Raw genomic sequence first — 21,166 nt, 5'->3', positions numbered from 1 at the left:
TTTGGAAAGGATATATTCGCCCTATGTTATTATGCAGAAGATGGCAATATTTATTCTCTGAAAGATATTATTGGTATGGAGGACATAACGCATGGATAAGTTTGAGTCTATATTGTTTGACTATGGGAGATACGTCTTTGTGACCGTATTCCGAAAAGCGCAGGTGCAAGAACGGTATGAAGATTGCGCAATTATGCGTGATATTATGAGAAAGTATAATATCCCATGTGATACATCATTGGAGGATTGGCAGGCCGATTTATGGCGGCTGGGGTATTTGGGTGATATTGCCATAAGTCATTTATCAGAATATATAACCGATGCTTTAGACCGTGTGGGTTATCCAAATTCATAAATTATAATGGAGAAGGGAAAGTATAAGAAGTTGCTGAATGAGGTCTTTGGGCTTATGAAGGGGGAAAAGCTGGATGCTGCCTTGCAAGAGTCTAAGAGTGCGGCGCGTGTGGATGCGGTGCAGGATTTGATGCGTGCGGCGATTATACGTTCTTCTATTTCCAAGTTCAACGGTACTCCCTATTATTTCGGCGGGCGAATATACGAAGAAATGGCGTGGGATGATTTCGGTAATTTGGTGTATGACTTGATGCGGAAGTGCAAGATGCCCAACGGTGACTATTCACGTGTGGAAGGGGTACTGAAAGTATGCAAGCGCGTTGTATCGGGGAAAGCATTGAAACCGGATAACGCTATCGTGGTATTCAATAACTGCGTGTTTGACATGAATACCCGGCGCGCACATTCCTTCAATCGCCGTTGGGTGCAGACTACATGCGTGCCGTATGACTACAAACCGGAAGAGCATGTATTTCTTTGGAAGATGTTCCTGGATGAAGTTTTGCCTGACCGAAATGTGCAGAAGGTATTGCAAGAATTTCTTGGAAGTATTTTCGTTGACCGGCGTATTGCCAAGATGGAAACAATGCTTGTACTTCGCGGCTCCGGCTCCAATGGTAAGAGTGTAGTCTTTGAAACTATCATGGGAATACTTGGCCGGGAGAATGTCAGCAATTTCGGCATTGGCGTATTGATTACTGGTAATGAACGGAAGAAGAACATAGCTTTCATTAACGGCAAGCGATTGAATTACTGTTCTGAAATACAAGCATTGGAGTTTGGTAAGGATAGCGATACGCTGAAAAGCCTTATCAGCGGTGAACCTTGCGAGGCCCGGCCTATCTATGGAGATAATTTTACGGCCTATAACATTCCGTTGTTGATGGCAAATGCCAATCAAATGCCCTACTTAAAAGACTGGAGCTATGGCATGAGACGGCGTATTTGTATTATTCCGTTTGAAGTAGAGATACCCAAAGCCCGGCAGAAAAAAGAGTTGGCACGGGACTTGGAAGCGGAATATCCGGCTATTTTCAACTGGATATTGGAAGGGCGTGACCGGTTTATTGCGAATGGCTATAAGCTAACGGACAGCAAGGAATTGGAAACGGTCATGGACGAATACCAGTCGGAAAGTAGTACGGTGATGAAGTTCATGTATCAAATGAACTACTTATGCCGATATGAAGAAATTGCCGATATTGAACCGAAGTGGATGTCTTCGGCTATCCTATATCGCAAATACTGCAAGTGGTGTAAGGATAACGATACCAAAGAAGAAAATGTAACGGTATTCGGGCGTATTCTTTCGGAGGCCGGTTATCGTAAAAAGAGAACTCCAAACGGTCAAGTATATGGCTTGTATGGAACAGCTTTAACGGAGAAATTCTACTATGAGAAACGCGAGGACTTGCGGGGCAATTACAAACAGAGAATTGCGAAGCCGGTTTATAAGGATGGAAAAGCATACGCCTATACCCACGAAGGGCTTGCGGCTTGTTTATCATTGAGCACCTACCAAGTTCAACGCCTATTCAGGGAGAATAAACTGGAAGGGACATACCACATGGAAGGAAGAACAACCGTATTTGACTTGGAAGCGGTAAAAGCGATTATTAAAGAACTTAATATAAAAACTAAATAGTATGATTGCGCCTGATGAATTTGCAGAGGTTATTGAAAAAGTGGATAACCTGTTAGGGGCTATGGAAATTCCCATGCCAGCCGAGTTTCATGTAAATCAAATGAAACGGGAATTGAGAGAGGTATCTGATAAGCTAAAACAGATTTACGTTGAGGAAGAAGACGAAAACCCGTGGGAGGAATAAGAGCATGGCCGTGAAATTCAAACATAAAGAAACGGGACTTTTCTTCTGCAAGGCAAAGGGACTATCGCCCGGACGTGATGAATATTTTCGTCTTGGAGAAGATGCTATATTCAGGAAAAGGCATCTTTCTAAACGAGGCAGAATTTATGAAAGTGCTACTGAAAGGCAGAAGCAAGAATGGATCGGCAAGAAACATGCTGATGAATTTGAAATAGTATATGTTTGATTATGGGCAGGAATTGGAAGGAAAAGGCTGCATATAGGTATATACATTTTGATATGCCTATTCCAAGACATTTGTTCGGGATAAGGATGAAATGGTGGAGGCATAACTTCGACATTGGGGAAATGCGATATAAAAGAAAGCAACTTATTGATAAACAGTTAAACAAGGAAATTTATGAGTAAAAAAACAAATGGTATTCAGGTAGGTAACTTTATTGTTACGAGGGTTAATGGTAGTGAACATGACTGGATCAGCATTAAAGCCATATCCGGTTTTTGGAGTATGCGGTTCCGTGATGATAATGGAGTGTTCGCCAGCATTAGAGAATTGGCAAATAATAAGGAATGTCACGAATATTTCGAGACATGGATAAAAGTATGTTTCCTTATCAGCAATGCAACGCCTGACGTTCCGTTCATGCAGGAGTTCTTTAAAAGTTATTCTGATTTTGCTGAAAGGATGCGACTATTGCAGCCATCCGTTTCACCGGAGGAAGACGCTAAGGTGTTGGAGGAACAACAAGTAATGAATGAAATGAAAAAAGTCATTGATGATTGATGGCAGAAAAACGCAGAGCGCGAAAGTATTCTTGTACTTCGCGCTCTGAATCCAATGTACTTATACATCAGAAAATACTATCTTCGCTTAAAAATAAGACGAAGACTTTACTTTTTCAACACTTATTGATAAGTAAACTTCTACGTTGCAAATGTAGCGAACAGTTCGGAAATCCCGAAAAGTTCGATTGAGCTTTATCGTTTTTTATACAACTTTTTGTTGAGAGGCTTTTTCGGGTATTTCTGATTGAGCTTCTTTTGAAGTTCATCGTTTATACTCTCTTCCAAAAGGATTTTAGAATTGAGCACCCGGATTTCTCCGGTAAGTTCCATAATCGTTTTAGACTGACGGGCATTTTGTTTTGAAAGCTCTACATTGGTAATTGCCAACTTGCTACATTCCGTTGTAAGATGATCGAGTTTCTTCGTTCTGATAAATGATATTCCAAACATAAACTTTGATATTTAGTGAGTTAAAAAATAGTTGAGTATATTGGTATGGCGAAGCATTTGCAATGGCCGTGAAAAGGTGGAAGACCTTCCCACTCTGTATGAAAACCTACTTCATCATCGCATTGCGAACATGGATAGCTGCTGCCACGCATTACAAAGAAACCAAGTGCTCCATTGGCTTTTGCCTGTAATCCCAAGTGGTACATCCAGCCTTCGGCTACCGCATATTCCGTGAGATCAGACAATGCCGTCCAAGAACTCGCAGTACGTCCCACTCCGAATGATTCCTGAACTCCAAGTCTTGATATTATGGGATTACCATCTGCAATTGCTTTTTGTACGTATTCATTGAGTAACGGAGTTTTTATTGATAGTTTGATAGAGGATAGTAACTTCTCCTTTGTTATGCTATAAAGCAACCCGGCGGCAATGGCCGTTTCTATTTCTTTTGCAAAACGTTCAATGTACTCTCTTCCTCGTTGTGTGAAGGTCTTTTCGTATGATTCTCTTGTAATGTATGCTATAATTGCCTCTTTGTTATCTTCATGTGCTGCTACTGCTAAAGTGCAAGTATAATCTTCAATGGTTTCGAGAAGATACAGAATGATTGCGTCCACTTCTTCTTGCAACTGACGGTTGGCCGAGAAACGAAACTGTTCAGGCCGGACATTATACCGGTATGAAACTTCTATAATCCGTTTGGCCGCTTCCGTAAGTACAGACTGGAGGTTTGTGCGCATGGATAACTCAGCACTTAATCGTTGGCGAAGATATTCCTTTGCATCTTCTATTTCTTTGTCGGTAGGTGTTCTCATTTATCACTCCCTTCTTTATTAGTGGTTTGTTGTTGCGCTTGTTTGGTTTTTAGCTGATAGAGAAGGTCGGCTTGCTGTTCTTCTTTGTATTCGCGCATAAGCCGATCCCATTCATTATTTTTTCCATATCCGGATTCTTCTGAACCAGTTTCTTTGGATAAAATACCGGCACCAACCAATTGTACCAAATTAGAGACTAATTCGGCAGAGTTTTGATGAACGTATGGAACTGCCCAGGAGAAGACTTTCAAGTTGATATATTGGGTAAGCTGCCCTTTCTCCACACCATATCCATAGAGAAACAGCCGCTTCATCTTATCAATGGAGTCGTCAAATTCCTTGCAGTCAATCATGGCTTTCTCCAGTGAAGGAGAATATATCAGTTTGATAGCCACACCTGGTAAATCTCCTGATTTTATTTCGGGAGGCATGACAACAAAACTCCCCATGAATATCATTTTAAGAAGCGTATTTATCTGTAATTCAAATGATTGCGATGATTCAGGGCGATTCATAAAGCCTGCATCATCATCTTTTCCCATAGTGATAGCTTTTACAGCACCGTACATATCTCCCTCTATTTCAACATCTTCGCCTTTGAGTAGCATGATAGGAAAGGCGTAAGCCATGTTGTTTTGGCATAGATGTGAGATTGCCAATTCGTACTTGTCGATATTGTCTTGTGAAAAGCTCCAGCAAGCACCGTGCCTATCGCGATAGTACACTATCGGGCATTCTGTAAATCCATGAGCATTTTTTTCAACCAAGGTATATCCTTCAATGCCAAAGTATTCTTTCAGTTTATTAATGGTGCCAGCAATACCTCTTTTGTCCTGACGGTAGCGATACATAAACTTATCATCCCATACCTCTACCCAAGATATAAGTTCTTTGCCTTCTTCGTCATAATCACTATACTGCCGGGCAAATAGTGTCATTTGACCGGTAATGGAATCATAATGAGGAAAAAGTGCATCACCGTCAAGATAAGAAAGATTCTTTGTGCAAACTTTACCTTCGTGCATGTAGAATACGATTGCAGCATCCCCCGTGATTTTTACACTTTTAGCGTATTCATAGAAAGCAATTTCCATGTTCTTATCAAGCCACCCTTTTTGAAATTCAAGAAATGTTTCCCGATAATTTTCATCTAACTTGGTATCAGTCAACTCGTGATGAATGTCATTCCCGCAAAGGTGAACGAGTTGTTGGATCGTAATAATCATCTGAAACGGGAAAGAAGCCCGGAAAACTTTCTCTTCAAAAAAGCGTTCGGTCTTTTCATCATATTTCAGTTTGTTCGGATAAAAAATCTCCGAATTGATCTTATGTCCCGAAGGATAAAATTCACGAATAAAATCTGCTTGTGAAATGATTTGCCACACAAGCTTATCATTATTCTTTGAGAACGATGCGTTTCTTAAGTCGCTCGTAATTTTGCCCTGCAAGTAACCTTCGGGAGTAACCCTTGCAAAAGGCTTTTTGGAAAGAATTTCTGTTATCATACTAATCCTAATCCTTTAATGTGTTTGCGTTTATGTTTAATCTCGAAAATCATTCGCATAAGTAATGCCTCTATAAAGTCAGGGGAATGGCCTACCAGTTTCTTCATAATCGCTTTCTTGATGATAGTCCAGCCTTTTTCTTCGCTATCCTCGTCTTTGCGTATCGCTCTTCTCTCTTTATTGAGTATTTGTTCAAGTGGAACTTTCTCAAACCCTTTGCCGGAGAATTTACGTTCAAGCAGTGTCGGTTCAATTGAGATTTCACGATTAATTATTTTCTGCGCAAAGAGCCATGCAGCTTGTGATTTTAAATTCGCATAGATGTATTTAAACTTTTCTTCTACGGCTTCTTTGTTGTTGAATGGCATTGCATTGGGGAAGAACCCTTTGAATATTTGTCCGAGGCCGTTGAGGTCATAAGTGAAATTGTCTTCTCTGACATGCCATTCTTCTAATTTTGCCTTTACTGTATCGACCGTTTTCTTGCTATCCAGTTTGCAGACAAAAACGTCTTTTATGTGCCAACCTTCCCATAACCACATAACGAGGCTATCTCCACCCTCAAAAGCGGCATCGCATGATACCCGGAGTATTCCGTCACCTATCTGTATGGAGTTTCGGTAAATGCCTTCCATGTGGGTGAGCTTGATAATGTCGTCACCGGTAGCTTTGTATTTCCAGTTTCCATCAAGATCACGGGCGCGTTGCTCGTCTGACTGGTTAACAAGGTTCGCCAAATATGTAGGATCGGAAGACATCAACTTCACGTTATCGGAAAGTTTGGCCTCGATGAAAGTTACAGACTTGATGAATAGTTCTTGTGGCGTACCGTATTGCTCGTATTCGGGTTTCCAGTAGCTCTGAATAATATCCTTGCATTGTTCATACACCTCTTCACGGGTATCACCCCAATAGATACTACTTACGGTATCACCATCCATGAAACAGTAACGCACAACACCATCCCGTTCAGGGATAGGAAGGCCGTCTTCACCAATCCACCAGTCAATGAACTTGGCTACCCAACTGTCAGGATCAGGATTACATGTGCCGATGAAACGATTGCGGATATGGAAAGCGTTACGGTTACAAGTGATAAGATATTTGAATTTAGAGTAATCCATGTGCGTGATTTCGTCCACACCTATATAGGCAAATTGCTTACCTTGAAAACGCTTTTTGAAATCATCAAGCGTATCTGCATGGTAGTTGAATTTCAGGAACCCTCCTTTATTGAAGTTCCAGCGCATATCATTCTTCGATTTGTTGTACTCTCCGAAATCATCATAAAGTGTAGATGAAGTTTCTACCATATCGGAAAGGTCTTCTATCTCGTGGCGAAGGAGAACTGAACGGAAATTCTTATTCTTTATATCCTTTAGAGCTTCCATAAGAAGGGTGAATGTCTTACTTCCTCCACGGCACCCTCCACAAATGGTAATGTCAGCCGGAGTAGAAAGCATATTCTCCTGCCCTCCACCTTGCGCAATGATTTTGTTGGGATTAGGTATTTTCCTATCCGCATCCCTTAGTATTTGGATATACTCATAATTGAGAACCAAATTATCATTTGTTGTTTTGACTCCACTGTATTTCTCCATATAAAAAAAAGGAAAGCCGATCTTCACATAATCTATGTGCAGACCGGCCTATAAGCTCTGATTCAAATATTACAGCACAAAAATACGCATAAAGAGTATTATTTTCTACTTTTTAATAGAAAATAATATGAAAAAAGTTTTGAGATAAGAAATACAGTCTATATATTTGCAACGAAAACGTAGGATATGATAAAGGTACATGCAGATAAAGACACAGATCAAAGAGAAATATGCAACAAGATAGTTTTATGTCCGATATGTGGGCAAAAGCTAACTGACGTTAACTATGTCAATGGTGTTGTTATTTTGAGAGTAAAGTGCCGAAGATGCAAAAACTATATCAGCGTAGATATTACGGGTACAAAGTAGTTTTCAGGATAATATCGCGGAATGGAGAAGTGGTATCTCGCGAGGATCATAGCCTCGAAAACGGCGGTTCGAGTCCGTCTTCCGTAACAATAGATTGGAGAAGTGGGTTACAGCGAGGCATAATGCCCAACCGGAAGGTGGTTGATTCCCGCGGGAAAATTAAAAGCTGGTGTCGCTCCGTACACTAAAACGGAGACACGGAAAGATGGCAGACGCGGTGTATGCGCCGGACTGAAAATCCGGTTAAGGTGATTCGATTTCATCTCTTTCCACAAATTGAGATATGGTGTAATGGTAACACAGCAGACTTTGGTTCTGCTATTCAAGGTTCAAATCCTTGTGTCTCAACGGCATGGGTAGTTACCGAAGCGGCAAACGGGATAGACTGTAAATCTATTGGCTTTCGTCTTCATTGGTTCGAGTCCAATACTGCCCACATAATAAAAGATAAGACCAAAGAGTCAGATTGATGCAAAAAGCATTGTCTGACTCTTTTTTTTTCAACATAAACACAAAATAAAATCACGATGGAACAAGAACAAATCTTATCCACATTAACCGAGAAACTTGGAAAAACCAGTTTGTCACAAAAAACACTGACTGATTATGTAACGAGTAATCTGCCGGGTGAAGGTGCTGAACCTGATGAAAATTATTGGAACAGACACGTCACCTTTTTAAAATCACTTGACGGAAATTTCAGTCACGATGTTGCCACACAGATAGAGGACTTTAAGAAAAACTATAAGCCTCAATCTACTCCCCCGGCTCCAACAACTTCTTCTACTTCTTCAACATCACCGACAAACGATGATAAACTGACGAAGAAATTGGAAGAAATTGAAGCACGCCTAATGAAAGAAGAAAATGCAAAAGTCCAGGCTGATTTGATGAAGAAGGTTTCAGCGGCTATGAAGGACAAGCAGGCAAGCGATGATTACGTGTTGGGCAAGACTTTGCAAGGTGCAACCTTTGATACTACAAAAAGTGTGGATGAACTGGTTGCTGAATATCTTCCAAAGTATGATGCTGAATACAAAGCGTGCCGAGGAAATGGCGTTGCTCCAAGAACAACCAACAATGAAGGTGGAACACATCACAATGCTGCCAGCAAGTACTTTGAGCGTAAAGGCAAAAAGGAAGGTTGGAAGAAATAATTGATTATTAACCATTAAAACAGTAAACGTATGGGAACAATGGGTAACACATTTGACCGCGATTCGCTGAAATATGGGCACGCACGTAAGGTGTGGCGAGAAATCCGTCACAGATACCCGGCTGGCGGCACCATTAAGAATATTTCCGATTTCGTGGCTATGGGTAAGGTTCCGGGTGGAACTCCCGTGAAGTATGATGCTTCAACAAATGAGATTACTGCAATTACCGATGCACAAATTAAAGCCGCCGAAGACGTCACTACGCTTGGCATTAATGGGTATTTGCAGGAAGATGCACGCATAAAGGATGCCAACACAATAGCCACCGGTACGGTGATTTATGCTGGTGAAATTTATGAGTATATGTTTGATGCAGAGGTTGCAGCCAAGCTGAAAGCTTTGGCAACCCTTCCTCAAATTGTGTGGGTACAGTAAATTGAATGTATAACTAAAATCAGGATAACGATATGAATACGCTACCTATTGACTTGTATAAGGTTCTCGAATATGGACTTGGCGGGGACACTTGGCAGGAATTTATCGACCGCTATAAGGAGAAATATGATCTTCTCCAAATTGACGGTTTCGATTTTGAAGCTACCAAGCTGGACTATACCTTCTCCCAACTTATTTCAAGTCTCGGCGTGAAAACGCTTCCAGCCTATGTTGATCCGGAAAGCCCGGGTTACGAGGCAGCTTTGGGAGAACTTGAAGGAAAGACGGGTAATATCCCGACTCAAAAGAAGTTCTACCGTCTTAACCGCGTTACGGTAAGACAGCAATTGCAACTTTTGCAACGTGTTGGTATGTCTGCATTGACACAAGAAATGCAAGATGTATTCTTGGGCTTGCTTGATGAAAGTGCTGACGGTCTTATTGGATCGTACTACAATGCACTGACACATCAGCGAATGAGAATTGTTTCTACGGGTAAATTCACTATTGATACTGAAAACAACCCGAGAGGTCTAAAGGGTATCACTATTGATTTCAATATCCCCGATAGTCACTATCAAACACTGACCGGCACAAGCCGTTGGTGGACTAAAGACGAGCATATTCCGGCTAATGAAGGTTCGGCTTCTGATCCGATTATGGACGTAAAGAACAGAGTGAAGGAGATTCGCCGTAAGTATCATTATTTGGGCAAAATCCAAATGGAGCTTGCACAAGATTTATGGGATGATCTTATGTCGCATACCAAAGTGCTGACTCGTATCGGTCACTCTTTATATCCGACTATTACGGACGATAAAACCGTATTGGCAAACGCGCAGAATGAAGATGAAGAAAGACTGAAATCAATCTTCAAAAAGCTGGTAAAAGTGGATTCCATTGTAGCGCGTGACAGCTTCGCTTTCGTTGACAAGCCCGGTAAAGATACGGATGGCCAGCCTGATCTTATCACTGAACAAGTGGAAAACTTCAAGGCAACCAACATTTCCTTTATTCCGGTCGGTCAGCTTGGTACTATTCAGGGGGTAGAACCTCTGACGCTGGGTTATGAGGCTAACAAAGTGGCTTCTTATGACGGTGGCCGTTTGAAACTGACGCAAAGAGCTAATCCTGAAACACACTCAATCTACATTGAGAGTGAGGCGGCTCAATTGTGTGTGCCGAAGATTCCGCAGTATATGTTCATCTCGACCGTGACTGTATAACCTCTTATTCCTTACAAGAATGACTGGAGAACTTTCTCATACAGAAAATATGACCATTGAGGACTTTTTGAGTGGCGCGACTGCTTATGAAATAGCGGACAACGCCCTCAAAAGGGTTCTTGTGAAGCGGGAGATAGCTTTCGGAACAACGGTAAGCGAACTGACTGAAAGGCAACTCGACCTTGCAACTGCCGACATTTACATGTGGTGCGCAAGCACTCCAAGCAGTAAGAATGACACGGAGGACAGTGACGGGGGCTGGAAGCACAAAGAAGGTGGTTGGCAAACCAGTGCGTATGACAAGCGGCAACTTCGGGAAATGGCTAAAGAACTATATGAGAAATGGGGGGAAAATGTCGTGAAAGGCAGCAAAATCAGAATTATCAATTTTTGAATATGAAAGTTAGCAATCCAAGATTTCCGCATACATGCACCATCTATCGAATGATTGATGAAACCTCTTTTGATGAAGGAGAGAAACAGATATTGTATGAAGGCGTATGCCGAAAGTATAGTGGTACTTCACTCCGTACTTTCAAAACGGAAAACGTGATTAAAAGTAACTATGCTTTGAGTCTGCCGGGAATTATAGAAGGAATAATGGCCGGTGACTTGATAGATGTAACTGACCGACAAGGGACTTTCATTCAATGCGTGGTTTCTGATAGCTATGCCGGGAACTTAGGTACAACGGTCTATTTTAATCTTGCAAAGAATTAGCGATGGATAGCCGGGATAATAGTGTACTGTTTGACGAGGGTATGAAGAAGGCCAAAGAAATAATTTCAGGTCATATTTTCGACCTATTGGTAAAATGCTGTGAAGACCTTATCCAAGATGCCGTTCAGAACAAATCCGGCTTTCGGAACTTAACGGGTAATACGATAACGAGTTATGCGTGCGGGTTATTCATGGACGGGAAATTTTCATATTTCGTTTGCAGTGGTGACTCTATGGCACAACCGGTAAGAGTGAAGTTGACTAAGGGCGAAACATTTGTCGGTATCAGTTATGATAATCAGAACAGACGTTTTACCGGGACGGTGGAAACCGACAAGGGCTTTGGGGAAGCTTTCTCTTTCAATTTTCTAAAAAGGTACAAGTCAAAGGCACGTAATGGATTTGAGATAGTGATGTGTACGGGTACTGAATATTCTACCTATTTGGAGAATGTACTAAATGCAGATGTATTGACTGGAACATTTCAAAGAGCGCAAAACACTTTATCAAGGAACATTAAACCTATAAAATAATGGAACGAATAGTTTATAGACGCAAGGACATTCTGAAACAACTTGTTGACGCTGTAACCGGCATTGGCGAGAAAGTTTTTGTAACGGATCGCTCAACTGCGGAACAAAAGGGTATGAAGGACTTTGTTATTGTCCGGCTTCCACAAGCTATTCAGGATAAAGGAAGTACTTATCAAGACACTTATTGTCAGATTAATGTATTTGCACGTGACCGCGCTAATGGACTTGAAAATACCGTCCGTTTGGATGAAATGCAAATGGGTGTGTTTGAAAAGTTCCCAATTGTGACAGATTTATTTTCGGCTGTAAGCCCGCGACTTCTTCCCGGTGGAAATAACGGACTCGGCTTTCATTCAATAATAATACAAGCGAGACTTATAATTAATAAATGACAAAACTTAAATAATTACAACTATGGCAGAAATGACTATTACTACCAAATTGGCAGAGTTGAAGACACTCTTTAATCAGATGAAAGAGGTCTATTTCTTGACTGTTCCTAATGCAGACTTGGCAACACTGAAAGCTTTCGATATGGAGCTTCCCGTCTTGGATGATGGCGTTACCTTTGATACCGGTGCGGCCGATATTTCAAAAATCAAAATTACCACCGGTGCCATTTGGACTTCCGTTGCTAATGCCGGTGATGCAGATATTCAGTTCCAAGTTCCTTCTGTAGCTGGCAAGATCAATGACTTGCTGATGAACAAAGTAGTGGAAACCGTGGAAATGTCCGCTACCATTGACGGCATCACCTATGAAGGTGAAGGTTACAATGTTGAACCGAAAAAGGTTATCGGTGGCTTGTTTATGCGCAGCGAAGACCGCGCAGCCGCTTTGTTCTTACCGAACATTGAAGGCTACAGCAACTTTGTGAGCGAACGTGAGAAACCCGGTTACTTTAATGTAGCAGTGTCTCCGTTGAATGATACGAATGGTGCAGCTATTTACATTCTTCGCAAGAAGGTGACCGCTCCTGGGGCGTAAGGCAATACTTTGCAAAATTCATATTAACGAAAAGGTGGTGAGCTACTGATACCGGCCACCACCTTTTTTATTTAAACACAAGTAGAATATGGCAAAAAAAGATATTACTCTTCCGGCACCGGAAGATGAAAAGCTACTGAATGACATTGTAGAAAACAGTGTGGACTATGTGGAAGTCCGGGGGAAGAAATATGCTATCTCATGGCTAAGAAGAGGGACAATACGCAAGTTTACCAATGCCATGCAGAAATCAGGGAATGATGATAAAATCAGTTGCCAGTGTGCAGCATCCATCATTCTGAACGGGTATTGGAAAATCAAGTTCTTCTATCCAGTCTTATGGCGTTGGTTCTACTATATCAAACAATATGGCGACCATGAATTGATGCAGGTTATCGCTACCGGCAAAAAAAAAATTCCAGTGGAAGACTACTTGACAGCTACCATATATCTGACCGCGATGAAGGACACGATGATGACAATGACAAAAGAGGAAGCCGAGCATATCCTTCACGAACCTTCTACGGGCAAAGCTGGGAAATAGGTAAATCTTATCCGTGGTTGACCGAACCATTAAGGATATTGGGCATTCCGGTGAGCAAACCTTTGTTCGGGATTTATTGGGGGCTGACAAATGCTCAAATAGAGTTATTGGCAATGGACGTATCTATTGTAGTTACAGACCATGATGATGATAATGGAAAATCGCCTGACAAAAAAGGTTTTAAATCTCCTTCGGCCAAAGAGATTGAAGTTGCTGCGAACCGTTGGAAAGAGAAATACAGTGATGGCAATGTGGCTGTTTGCATAAACGACTATAAGTAACATAAACACAATGAAATATGGCTGATCTTGGCAATCTTTATTTTGATATAATGTTCCGTGATAAGACAGCGGAACAACGAAAAAAAATAAAAGCGGAGATCACCAAAGACTTGAAAGCAAAGCTTGATGTAAGTTTTGACAAAAAGAAGTTGGTTGGTGACATGAAGACTCTGCTTCAAAGCGAGAAATTTAAAATTAATGTCGTAATAGATAAAGCAAGCACCACGCAAGCCGTTCGCGCGGCATTGCAAGCCGCCGGGCTTAATACCAACTTTACGGCAAGTGATTTGCGTGCGGCAAAGGCTGCGGCTATTCAATCCAAAGCAGAAGCCGCTGCCGCTGCTTCGCGTGAACTTGCTCGACAAAGAGCCGCACGTGCTACTAAGGCCGAATTGGATTTGGCAAATGCCCGTATGCGATCTGCTGATGCAGCAAGGCGGCACGTAACAGCCACCCTAAATATGAATGGGGCAATGAGAAGCCAGTTCAGTATTGTAGGGCAGTTGAAAAATGAGTTTTTGGGGCTGTATTCTATCTATGCAGCACAGAATTTCCTACGTGCGGTAGTAGATATTGGTGGTGAATTGGAAAATCAGAAAATAGCTATGGCCTCCATCCTGCAAGATGAAGGTAAGGCTACTACTATTTTCAACCAAATCAAAAAACTTGCGGTTGTTTCTCCCTTCGGAGTTATGGATTTGAACCAGTATGCGAAACAACTTTCGGCATACTCTATACCCTACAATGAACTATACGACACAATGAAGAGGCTGGCTGATATTTCTGCCGGTGTAGGTGTCGATATGGGGCGTATCATCTTGGCCTTCGGTCAGATTAAGGCAGCGAAGTTTTTGAAAGGAACGGAACTTCGACAACTGACAGAGGCTAATATTCCTATGGTGGATAAGTTGGCAGAACGCTTTAGCAAATTGGAAGGCCGAATTGTTAGTGCCGGTGAAGTGCTGGATATGATTTCAAAGAAAAAAGTCACGTTTGAAGACGTGAAAGATGTTCTTTGGGGGCTTACGGATGAAGGCGGCATGTTCAATAATATGCAGGAAGTTCTTTCTGAATCTGTAAAATCCAAATGGAAGAACTTGGCTGATGCTATTGACATTATGCTTGGGGACGTGGCAGAGTCCATGGGAAAATCATTAAAATGGACTGCGGAAAGCCTTACCGTGCTTGCGCAAAACTGGAAAGAAGTGGTTCCGGCCATTCAAGCGGCGGTTGCTGCCTTTGGAGTTTATAAGGTTGCCATGTTTGGAGCCAATCATTTGATTGGTACTGAAAATGCCCTACTTATAAAGAATACGCTCGCGGCAAAACAAAAAGCAGCTGCAAACTTGGTGGTCGCTTCCAGTTATCGTACTCTTACCAATGCAGAGAAAGGGGTTATAGCTTCGAGTAAAGCTATGTCAACCGCTGACTGGAAAGCATTGGCAAGTAGCGGGGCTTTGACTAAGGAATATGCTTTGCGGTTGATGGCTCTCGGTAAATTGAAGTCCGGGCAGGCTGGGCATATAATACAGACACTTGGCATTTCCCGTGCAGAAATGACAGCAGCACTCTCAACCAGTAAATGGCGCGTTGCCATGATTTCACTGGGGTATGGTATTAAACAAGTAGGACTTGCATTGAAAGGATTGCTTTTCAATCCATACATGCTTTTGTTTGCGGGGCTTACTGCAATCAGTGAACTTTGGTTTAAGTCTGGGCAGAAAGCGGATGAAATGAATGAACGCATTTCTGACCTTACCACAAGAGCACAAGACGGCTTTAAGAATCTGACAAAGGAGGCTCAAAAATTCATTGCCGTTGATCCTTTTAAAGCCAATGACGCTTCGCTTATTTCCTCTATTGAAGAAATGAAAACGGCATTAAAAGATTATTCGCCGATTTGGGCTGAAACTTTCAATGAGACTTTCAAAATTGACAAGGAAGGGAATAGTGTAAAGAGTCTTGCTGAACAATATGTATTGCTTCGGGATGCACTGAATAATACCAAAGAAGCCTACAAGTTGTTGAATGATATAAAAGGCGCATCAGAGTATGCCAATGAAGCTACTGATGGAAATTTTGATGATAGTTTCAGTGAGAATATCGAAGATTATATCAAATCTGAAAAGAAGGTTGATAAAATCATAGACAGCATGACCGGCAACTATATCGAGTATTCTGCCGCTATGCAAAAGGTTATAGCCAAACATGAGGACTTTGCGAAAGTTGCTTTGGGAAAATCTTTGAAAGAGCAACTGAATATTATCAAAGAACATCCTAAAGCATTAGCTCGGCTGAATAATGAATTGCCATTCTTGGGCAGTTATAGGGATGATATTTTCCATTTACGTGAAGCGTGGAAAAATTCTAAGCGTGTTTTCGATGAAGAGGTTGCACCTGACATGCAGGACTTCATATCGGAATACAAATCGAGGTTACAAGCCGCTGGCTGGGACTTGGATAAATTGACTGGTGCCCAAAAAATTGCAATTGGTTTGGATATAAGTGCTTTTTTGGATCAGTTTAAAGAAATGCCGATTCATATACGCCGATTCCTCAATGGAGAAATTCTTGAAAAGCAATTCAATATCAAAATAAATGCTGAATTTGAAGACAAGATAAAAAGTTTATCTGACCTGCAACAGAAATTCAATGAAGCTACTGACGGGCAGTATGAGGCTCAAATCAAAGTATCTACTGATCCTGATGAAATTGTCAATAATATCCGTAAAGCATATAAAGAGGCCAAAGGAACAGTCGCTAATTTGAAACCTATCCTGATTGAAGCTGGCATTAATATTGAAGGAATTGAAAATCTTGATACAAGCAAACTTGATGGTTGGCTCCGGTCGGTAGCTGATACTGTAAAGAAGGCTTTGGGAATAACTACGGGAGGTGAAAAGGGGGCAAAGTTACTTGGCTTCTCCCTTACTGATCCAAATAAGGATAGTACAAAGAAAGATGCCTTTGCCGAGAAGATGAAGGAACGTGTCAGTCTATTAAAAGATGCCTATGCTGAATACAAAAAATGGATTGCTCTTGTAGGGAAAGATGAAGCGGCCAATAAGGTTAAGGAATCGGGGATATTTGATTCTTTGTTCAAAGGTAAGGAACCGGTAGATATTGATAATTACCGGGATGAACTGAATAAAGTTCTGAATCAGCTTGACGACAAGACTAAAGAACGCAGGGAATTGAAGGTTTCCATACGGAAAGTTCTTTTGGATATTGATGCCAATGCCATGAAAGAGGCTTCGGATAAGGCTTCTAAAGAGATTGAGAAGTATGTATCTGATGTCTCGAAGAAATGGGATATTTACAAGCAACTTACCGATGCCGGAACAAATAAGAGGGATGCTTCACTGTATGCTTTCGGTGCGTTGTCTGAATATGAAAATAAGGCCGAGGAATTAGCAAACAGCGTACAGAAGAAAATGAAAGAGAAAGGTATATATGTACCTTTTAGCTTTAAAGAAGAAGAGGCTACCGAAGCTTTTGGCGGCAAGGATAGTGTTTTGTATAAGCAGTTCTTCAGTGCGTGGAAAGAGGCAAAGGATGCCATTGAGAAAGACAGCTTGGAAGTAAAATTGAAGGAAGCAAATGCTATTAACAAGTATAAGTCCATAGCTGAAAAGATACGAGATTTGAGTGAAAAGTATGCTCCACTTACCGGTACATTCATAGGTGAGAACAATGAACTTTTTGGAAATGAAGACGGCATGACTCCTGGGCAGAAAGCTTTATTTACCGAATATAAAGAAGAAGTGACGAAATTAAAGGGACAGTTGCTTGAATTACTTCCAGTATGGGAACAGATTTTCGGAGATCAGACTTACAAATCGTATGGGCAGATACAAGAAGCATCCAACTATGCACAACAAATTATTGATAATGCTACCGTAAAGAAAGATAAGAATGGTAAACCAGTTTCTTATACTTCATGGTATAACGATGCGGATGGCAACAAAGTTGATGTTAGTGGTACATATTCCCAAATAGAGAAGTTAAGAAAAGCTATACAAGATTTGTACAAAGAAGGTTTGCAAAAGAATCCTTTTGCTACCCTTGTAAAAAATATAAAAGACCTTTTCTCGAAAAAGAATGGGGATGAAGACGAAAAGAGCCTAACTGAAAAATTATCAGCTATTGGTGAAAGTGCCGCGGATAGTGCGGAGCTTGTCGGAGCATTCGCTGGGCAGATGTCGAGTATGTTTGATGCCCTTGGCAATGAAGGAATGGCAGACTCTATGGGTAATGTACAAGATGCCATGACTTCTATAAGCAATATTGGGCAAGGCTTTGCCAAAGGTGGTATTGTGGGTGGTATTGCTGCCGCAGCCGGTGAAGCTGTTAACTGGATTGGGAAGATAGCACAAGCCCATGATAAGAGACTTGATAAGGCTATTGAAAAGAGTAAGCTTCGCGCCCAACAGTTGCAGAATGTATATGAACAGATTGACGGTATTCTTGAACGTTTCTTGGGCAGTGGTACTGATTTGAAGTTGGTAGATGCTGAAAATGACCGTAGCCAGTTGAATCAGTTGAACCGTCAGATTAATGAAATACGTAGCAAAGGCAAGATTAACATTTTTGATTTAATGTCCTTGCAGAAATATAAGCAAGAAGCAGCAAAACTGCAAAAACGGGTTACTGCATACGATGAAGGTGGTGCATACGGTTATCAGCGGGCATTGATGCAGGAACAACTTTCAGAATTACAACTGCAACGCCAAGCTGAAATTGATAAGAAAAAGACTGATGATAGCAAGGTGGCCGACTATGAAAATCAGATCGCCGAAATGAAGCAACAAATAAAGGACTTTGCCGAAGAAACGGCAGAATCTCTTTATGGTATCAACCTAAAAGATTGGGCTTCACAATTGGGGGATGCTCTGTATGAGGCTTGGCAAAAGGGTGAAGATGGAGCCGTAGCCTTTAAAAACAAGGTTGCAGACATTATGGGCGATGTGATGAACTCTATTCTTAAAATAGGCATATTGGAGCCAGCTATGCAGCAACTTCAAACAATGCTCTTCGGAGAGGATGGTACGAATGGCTATTTCGGGAAGGATTTTTCTCTCGATGATAAAGAATTGGATAGCATTGCCGACTACTTGATGGGTGTCAGTGAAAAGACTGACGATTACTATTCCATGCTTGACAAATTGAATGACTATATGGAAAAGAAGTATGGTGTCAGCATGAAGGAGGAAGAAGAAAGTAGCAGCGGCCTATCTAAAGGGGTGCAGAGTGTAACGGAGAACACGGCTGACCTATTGGCCTCTTATATCAATGCTATCCGGGCAGATGTAAGCATGAAGCGTGAATATGTGCGCAGACTGGTTGAAGATTTGTTCCCGGCCTACAACGTGATAGCACAAGCGCAATTACAACAGTTGACTATGATACAGATTAATACAGCAAAAAATGCTGTACTGGTGGAAGAAATCAGAGATATATTGCATAAGAATGTAAATGGTGTAAACAAATTCCATATATGATTATGAATAAGTTAAATGATGAATTAAGAGGTCGCGCCGTGGCGTGCGGCCTCTGCCAACAGTGGCAAGGTGACTGGAAAGATAGTAAAAACCAGCAAGAATTGATTGATATGTATGTACGCGGCATTGATTTTTGTATTGAGCATGACTATCCGTCCGTGGAATACATAAAAGCAAATTTTGACCGGGACTTACTTCATAAAAATCATGTTTTTGCTGATGAGCCAGTGGCCGGTGGGGATAATGGTGTGTATGTTGTGAACGGTAAATGTTCCGGGAAACTTTCTTTTGGGAAATTTGCAGCCGCTACACTTCATTTGCGCCATGATAGTGAATTGAATATTGAAGTGGAAGGTTGTGCCAAAATTTTCGTGAGTGTTTATGACCGGGCTAAGGTGCACGTTAAGCAAAGTGATGTTGCTAAGGTGTATGTATATGTTCTTAGTAAAGACTGTAATGTAGAAAGCGAGGGGAATGTAATGGTGAGATATAAAACGGATAGGGACTAACATAAAATCGTAACATGCTCGTTTTGTGACGTTTACCATTCCATTTATTTGCTATGGTATCATATTTAGGAGTTGGAAATGGCTTACGACATATCTGTATGTAGGCTTATTTATATTGTGTCTAAATGTCAGCGCATAAATAGCTATTTTTATTTACTGATATTTACCGTTTCTTACCGATACTTACTGATGCTATTTTTCTGATTTTAAGTGTGTTGCGTACTAAATGTATCATTTTTATATTTGCATCAGAAACAACGTTATTAATCATTCCTCGTGGTGGTTGGATGATGAAAAAAATATTATGGGTATTCATTATTGAAGCAAACCACCACAATAGGCTTCTTTAATGTTTACCCTTTCTCTTTATTATTATGTCAGGTGTGGCTATATAGTAAGGAGGGTTCGGTAGGTACGAGTAATGGCGTATTGGGGTTCGATTCCCTACCTACTACAAGATCGGACAAAATAATTCCCCAAAAGCGGAAATGTCCGAGCCGCTGATGGGGAAAGCATTAACTTTACAAGTGCAAAGATATGGAAAATTTTGGAGAATTAGTTTTTAAAGGTGAAAATTGCCAAGCATTGACAAACAGTATTCTTGTGGCAGGAAAGTTTGGGAAAGAACCCAATGATGTAGTTAGATCAATAGATAATTTATTGCAAAACGCTGATAATGAATGTAACGTAAAAGTACGGGACATGTTCGTTGAATATACAGAAGACGTTCCTCAGCCTAATGGAGGTGTAAAAACTGCAAGGAGATTTATAATGAACCGTGATGGATTTACTCTTTTAGCAATGGGATTTACCGGGAAGAAGGCTTTGAAATTTAAACTGGACTATATTGCAGCCTTCAACGCAATGGAGAAAGCCTTGAAAGAACAACAGTCGCAGAAACCTCTTTCTTCTGCACAAATGTTCGCAATGCAGGCTAATATTAACCTTGAATATGAACAACGCATTTCAAATGTTGAAAAACGTCTTGATGCAATGGAACAAGAACGGGAAGAAAACGGGAAAATGCTTTTGACCGTAACTGTTTCACCTGATTTAATACCTCAAATGTCAGTACGTGATAATATCCGGCAACTGGTAAATCGGTATGCCAATGCAACAAATACCAAACAACGAGATATATGGCATAAGATTTACGATCAGCTGTATTATTTATATCATATTTCTGTAAAGGCGTATAAGAAAGAGAAAAAAGAAACTTATCTTGATGTTGCCGAACGTAACCATTTTCTTGATAAGATATACAGCATTATATCGAATTTAATTAGAGAAAAAGGGATAGCTTGATGAAGATACAATGGTGCCATATAGAAGACAATGGAATTGGATTAGGCATTATCCACGATGGCAATGGTTTTATTCCAATTTCATACAATGAAGGTGTGGAGTTTCAGAAATCCTTAGAACTTATGCTTGAAACATGCACTGGTGATATGTCATACGCAATAGAATGCTTTGGGAATATTGATTTTACTAAGATGGACGGTCAAATGATGTTGGATGATTTGAAGAAAATACCATAATAATAATGGGCTGGACTATGAAC

The 21,166-nt window shown here is 41.0% G+C and carries 22 protein-coding genes and 4 tRNA genes; 22 read left to right on the top strand and 4 right to left on the bottom strand.

Translation table 11 applies throughout. The annotated features are described in order from the left end of the window. Window positions 1-91: 91 nt before the first annotated feature. The 4 genes from AAE250_RS12260 (at window position 92) to AAE250_RS12245 (ending at window position 2,967) form a co-directional block, all read left to right on the top strand. On the top strand, window positions 92-355 hold the full coding sequence (locus AAE250_RS12260) for a hypothetical protein (protein WP_342288997.1): 264 nt from the start codon (window positions 92-94) through the stop codon (window positions 353-355). Between the two features lie 6 nt (window positions 356-361). Further along, window positions 362-1,999 (top strand): DNA primase family protein, encoded by a 1,638-nt coding sequence (locus AAE250_RS12255; protein ID WP_342288996.1) that lies wholly within the window; start codon window positions 362-364, stop codon window positions 1,997-1,999. Between the two features lies 1 nt (window position 2,000). After that, complete coding sequence (locus AAE250_RS12250; RefSeq protein ID WP_342288995.1) at window positions 2,001-2,183, top strand: hypothetical protein; 183 nt, start codon at window positions 2,001-2,003, stop codon at window positions 2,181-2,183. 400 nt (window positions 2,184-2,583) lie between these two features. Next, window positions 2,584-2,967 carry a hypothetical protein gene (locus AAE250_RS12245; RefSeq protein WP_342288994.1) on the top strand — a complete coding sequence of 128 codons (384 nt, stop codon included), beginning with the start codon at window positions 2,584-2,586 and terminating at the stop codon, window positions 2,965-2,967. 194 nt (window positions 2,968-3,161) lie between these two features. Here the strand turns inward: AAE250_RS12245 and AAE250_RS12240 are convergent, their stop codons facing one another. From AAE250_RS12240 to AAE250_RS12225, 4 genes are read right to left on the bottom strand one after another with little or no spacing between them, the layout of a single operon-like run. After that, complete coding sequence (locus AAE250_RS12240) at window positions 3,162-3,419, bottom strand: hypothetical protein (RefSeq protein WP_342288993.1); 258 nt, start codon at window positions 3,417-3,419, stop codon at window positions 3,162-3,164. Between the two features lie 20 nt (window positions 3,420-3,439). Further along, on the bottom strand, window positions 3,440-4,234 hold the full coding sequence (locus AAE250_RS12235; protein WP_342288992.1) for a hypothetical protein: 795 nt from the start codon (window positions 4,232-4,234) through the stop codon (window positions 3,440-3,442). Next, window positions 4,231-5,739: a phage portal protein gene (locus AAE250_RS12230; RefSeq protein WP_342288991.1), complete on the bottom strand. Its 1,509-nt coding sequence runs from the start codon at window positions 5,737-5,739 to the stop codon at window positions 4,231-4,233. Before AAE250_RS12230 ends, AAE250_RS12235 begins: the two co-directional genes overlap by 4 nt. After that, window positions 5,736-7,340: a terminase large subunit domain-containing protein gene (locus AAE250_RS12225; protein WP_446715752.1), complete on the bottom strand. Its 1,605-nt coding sequence runs from the start codon at window positions 7,338-7,340 to the stop codon at window positions 5,736-5,738. The genes AAE250_RS12230 and AAE250_RS12225 overlap by 4 nt, the downstream gene beginning before the upstream one ends. Window positions 7,341-7,724: 384 nt before the next feature. Here AAE250_RS12225 and AAE250_RS12220 point away from each other — a divergent pair. From AAE250_RS12220 to AAE250_RS12135, 18 genes are all read left to right on the top strand, one after another. Further along, window positions 7,725-7,796 (top strand) — tRNA-Met (locus tag AAE250_RS12220). A 112-nt stretch (window positions 7,797-7,908) separates the two neighbouring features. Further along, window positions 7,909-7,981: transfer RNA gene (locus AAE250_RS12215), tRNA-Phe, on the top strand. A gap of 5 nt (window positions 7,982-7,986) precedes the next feature. Next, window positions 7,987-8,057: transfer RNA gene (locus tag AAE250_RS12210), tRNA-Gln, on the top strand. A 6-nt stretch (window positions 8,058-8,063) separates the two neighbouring features. Beyond that, window positions 8,064-8,145: transfer RNA gene (locus tag AAE250_RS12205), tRNA-Tyr, on the top strand. Between the two features lie 91 nt (window positions 8,146-8,236). Continuing rightward, on the top strand, window positions 8,237-8,866 hold the full coding sequence (locus tag AAE250_RS12200) for a hypothetical protein (protein WP_342288990.1): 630 nt from the start codon (window positions 8,237-8,239) through the stop codon (window positions 8,864-8,866). 30 nt (window positions 8,867-8,896) lie between these two features. Continuing rightward, window positions 8,897-9,301, top strand: a complete 405-nt coding sequence (locus AAE250_RS12195; RefSeq protein ID WP_342288989.1) for a hypothetical protein — start codon at window positions 8,897-8,899, stop codon at window positions 9,299-9,301. A gap of 32 nt (window positions 9,302-9,333) precedes the next feature. Further along, on the top strand, window positions 9,334-10,527 hold the full coding sequence (locus AAE250_RS12190; protein WP_342288988.1) for a major capsid protein: 1,194 nt from the start codon (window positions 9,334-9,336) through the stop codon (window positions 10,525-10,527). Window positions 10,528-10,546: 19 nt separating this feature from the next. Continuing rightward, window positions 10,547-10,921, top strand: a complete 375-nt coding sequence (locus tag AAE250_RS12185) for a hypothetical protein (RefSeq protein WP_342288987.1) — start codon at window positions 10,547-10,549, stop codon at window positions 10,919-10,921. A 2-nt stretch (window positions 10,922-10,923) separates the two neighbouring features. Next, complete coding sequence (locus tag AAE250_RS12180) at window positions 10,924-11,247, top strand: hypothetical protein (protein ID WP_342288986.1); 324 nt, start codon at window positions 10,924-10,926, stop codon at window positions 11,245-11,247. A gap of 2 nt (window positions 11,248-11,249) precedes the next feature. Next, the gene (locus AAE250_RS12175) at window positions 11,250-11,780 is read left to right on the top strand and encodes a hypothetical protein (RefSeq protein ID WP_342288985.1); all 531 of its coding nucleotides are present in this window, start codon (window positions 11,250-11,252) and stop codon (window positions 11,778-11,780) included. Then, the gene (locus AAE250_RS12170; protein WP_342288984.1) at window positions 11,780-12,172 is read left to right on the top strand and encodes a hypothetical protein; all 393 of its coding nucleotides are present in this window, start codon (window positions 11,780-11,782) and stop codon (window positions 12,170-12,172) included. The genes AAE250_RS12175 and AAE250_RS12170 overlap by 1 nt, the downstream gene beginning before the upstream one ends. 22 nt (window positions 12,173-12,194) lie before the next feature. After that, window positions 12,195-12,767, top strand: coding sequence for a hypothetical protein (locus AAE250_RS12165; RefSeq protein ID WP_342288983.1), 573 nt, complete (start codon window positions 12,195-12,197; stop codon window positions 12,765-12,767). A gap of 88 nt (window positions 12,768-12,855) precedes the next feature. Next, window positions 12,856-13,311: a hypothetical protein gene (locus AAE250_RS12160; protein ID WP_342288982.1), complete on the top strand. Its 456-nt coding sequence runs from the start codon at window positions 12,856-12,858 to the stop codon at window positions 13,309-13,311. Window positions 13,312-13,328: 17 nt separating this feature from the next. Further along, window positions 13,329-13,592 carry a hypothetical protein gene (locus AAE250_RS12155; RefSeq protein ID WP_342288981.1) on the top strand — a complete coding sequence of 88 codons (264 nt, stop codon included), beginning with the start codon at window positions 13,329-13,331 and terminating at the stop codon, window positions 13,590-13,592. Between the two features lie 17 nt (window positions 13,593-13,609). Continuing rightward, window positions 13,610-19,093: a tape measure protein gene (locus AAE250_RS12150; protein ID WP_342288980.1), complete on the top strand. Its 5,484-nt coding sequence runs from the start codon at window positions 13,610-13,612 to the stop codon at window positions 19,091-19,093. After that, window positions 19,090-19,602: a hypothetical protein gene (locus tag AAE250_RS12145; RefSeq protein ID WP_342288979.1), complete on the top strand. Its 513-nt coding sequence runs from the start codon at window positions 19,090-19,092 to the stop codon at window positions 19,600-19,602. Before AAE250_RS12150 ends, AAE250_RS12145 begins: the two co-directional genes overlap by 4 nt. A gap of 537 nt (window positions 19,603-20,139) precedes the next feature. Continuing rightward, complete coding sequence (locus AAE250_RS12140; protein ID WP_342288978.1) at window positions 20,140-20,907, top strand: Rha family transcriptional regulator; 768 nt, start codon at window positions 20,140-20,142, stop codon at window positions 20,905-20,907. Then, a complete protein-coding gene (locus AAE250_RS12135; RefSeq protein WP_342288977.1) occupies window positions 20,907-21,143 on the top strand; it encodes a hypothetical protein in 237 nt (78 codons plus the stop codon). The genes AAE250_RS12140 and AAE250_RS12135 overlap by 1 nt, the downstream gene beginning before the upstream one ends. The last annotated feature ends 23 nt before the right edge of the window (window positions 21,144-21,166 follow it).

Source organism: Bacteroides sp. GD17 (assembly GCF_038448625.1).
Taxonomy (GTDB): domain Bacteria; phylum Bacteroidota; class Bacteroidia; order Bacteroidales; family Bacteroidaceae; genus Bacteroides.
The sequence above is the reverse complement of the archived record's forward strand: the minus strand, read 5'-3'. Positions and strand labels throughout refer to the sequence as shown.

Excerpts from the sequence above, each read along its gene's own strand:
- AAE250_RS12260 (WP_342288997.1), top strand. The coding sequence starts at position 92 with ATGGATAAGTTTGAGTCTATATTGTTTGACTATGGGAGATACGTCTTT.
- AAE250_RS12255 (WP_342288996.1), top strand. The coding sequence starts at position 362 with ATGGAGAAGGGAAAGTATAAGAAGTTGCTGAATGAGGTCTTTGGGCTT.
- AAE250_RS12250 (WP_342288995.1), top strand. The coding sequence starts at position 2,001 with ATGATTGCGCCTGATGAATTTGCAGAGGTTATTGAAAAAGTGGATAAC.
- AAE250_RS12245 (WP_342288994.1), top strand. The coding sequence starts at position 2,584 with ATGAGTAAAAAAACAAATGGTATTCAGGTAGGTAACTTTATTGTTACG.
- AAE250_RS12240 (WP_342288993.1), bottom strand. The coding sequence starts at position 3,419 with ATGTTTGGAATATCATTTATCAGAACGAAGAAACTCGATCATCTTACA.
- AAE250_RS12235 (WP_342288992.1), bottom strand. The coding sequence starts at position 4,234 with ATGAGAACACCTACCGACAAAGAAATAGAAGATGCAAAGGAATATCTT.
- AAE250_RS12230 (WP_342288991.1), bottom strand. The coding sequence starts at position 5,739 with ATGATAACAGAAATTCTTTCCAAAAAGCCTTTTGCAAGGGTTACTCCC.
- AAE250_RS12225 (WP_446715752.1), bottom strand. The coding sequence starts at position 7,340 with ATGGAGAAATACAGTGGAGTCAAAACAACAAATGATAATTTGGTTCTC.
- AAE250_RS12200 (WP_342288990.1), top strand. The coding sequence starts at position 8,237 with ATGGAACAAGAACAAATCTTATCCACATTAACCGAGAAACTTGGAAAA.
- AAE250_RS12195 (WP_342288989.1), top strand. The coding sequence starts at position 8,897 with ATGGGAACAATGGGTAACACATTTGACCGCGATTCGCTGAAATATGGG.
- AAE250_RS12190 (WP_342288988.1), top strand. The coding sequence starts at position 9,334 with ATGAATACGCTACCTATTGACTTGTATAAGGTTCTCGAATATGGACTT.
- AAE250_RS12185 (WP_342288987.1), top strand. The coding sequence starts at position 10,547 with ATGACTGGAGAACTTTCTCATACAGAAAATATGACCATTGAGGACTTT.
- AAE250_RS12180 (WP_342288986.1), top strand. The coding sequence starts at position 10,924 with ATGAAAGTTAGCAATCCAAGATTTCCGCATACATGCACCATCTATCGA.
- AAE250_RS12175 (WP_342288985.1), top strand. The coding sequence starts at position 11,250 with ATGGATAGCCGGGATAATAGTGTACTGTTTGACGAGGGTATGAAGAAG.
- AAE250_RS12170 (WP_342288984.1), top strand. The coding sequence starts at position 11,780 with ATGGAACGAATAGTTTATAGACGCAAGGACATTCTGAAACAACTTGTT.
- AAE250_RS12165 (WP_342288983.1), top strand. The coding sequence starts at position 12,195 with ATGGCAGAAATGACTATTACTACCAAATTGGCAGAGTTGAAGACACTC.
- AAE250_RS12160 (WP_342288982.1), top strand. The coding sequence starts at position 12,856 with ATGGCAAAAAAAGATATTACTCTTCCGGCACCGGAAGATGAAAAGCTA.
- AAE250_RS12150 (WP_342288980.1), top strand. The coding sequence starts at position 13,610 with ATGGCTGATCTTGGCAATCTTTATTTTGATATAATGTTCCGTGATAAG.
- AAE250_RS12145 (WP_342288979.1), top strand. The coding sequence starts at position 19,090 with ATGATTATGAATAAGTTAAATGATGAATTAAGAGGTCGCGCCGTGGCG.
- AAE250_RS12140 (WP_342288978.1), top strand. The coding sequence starts at position 20,140 with ATGGAAAATTTTGGAGAATTAGTTTTTAAAGGTGAAAATTGCCAAGCA.
- AAE250_RS12135 (WP_342288977.1), top strand. The coding sequence starts at position 20,907 with ATGAAGATACAATGGTGCCATATAGAAGACAATGGAATTGGATTAGGC.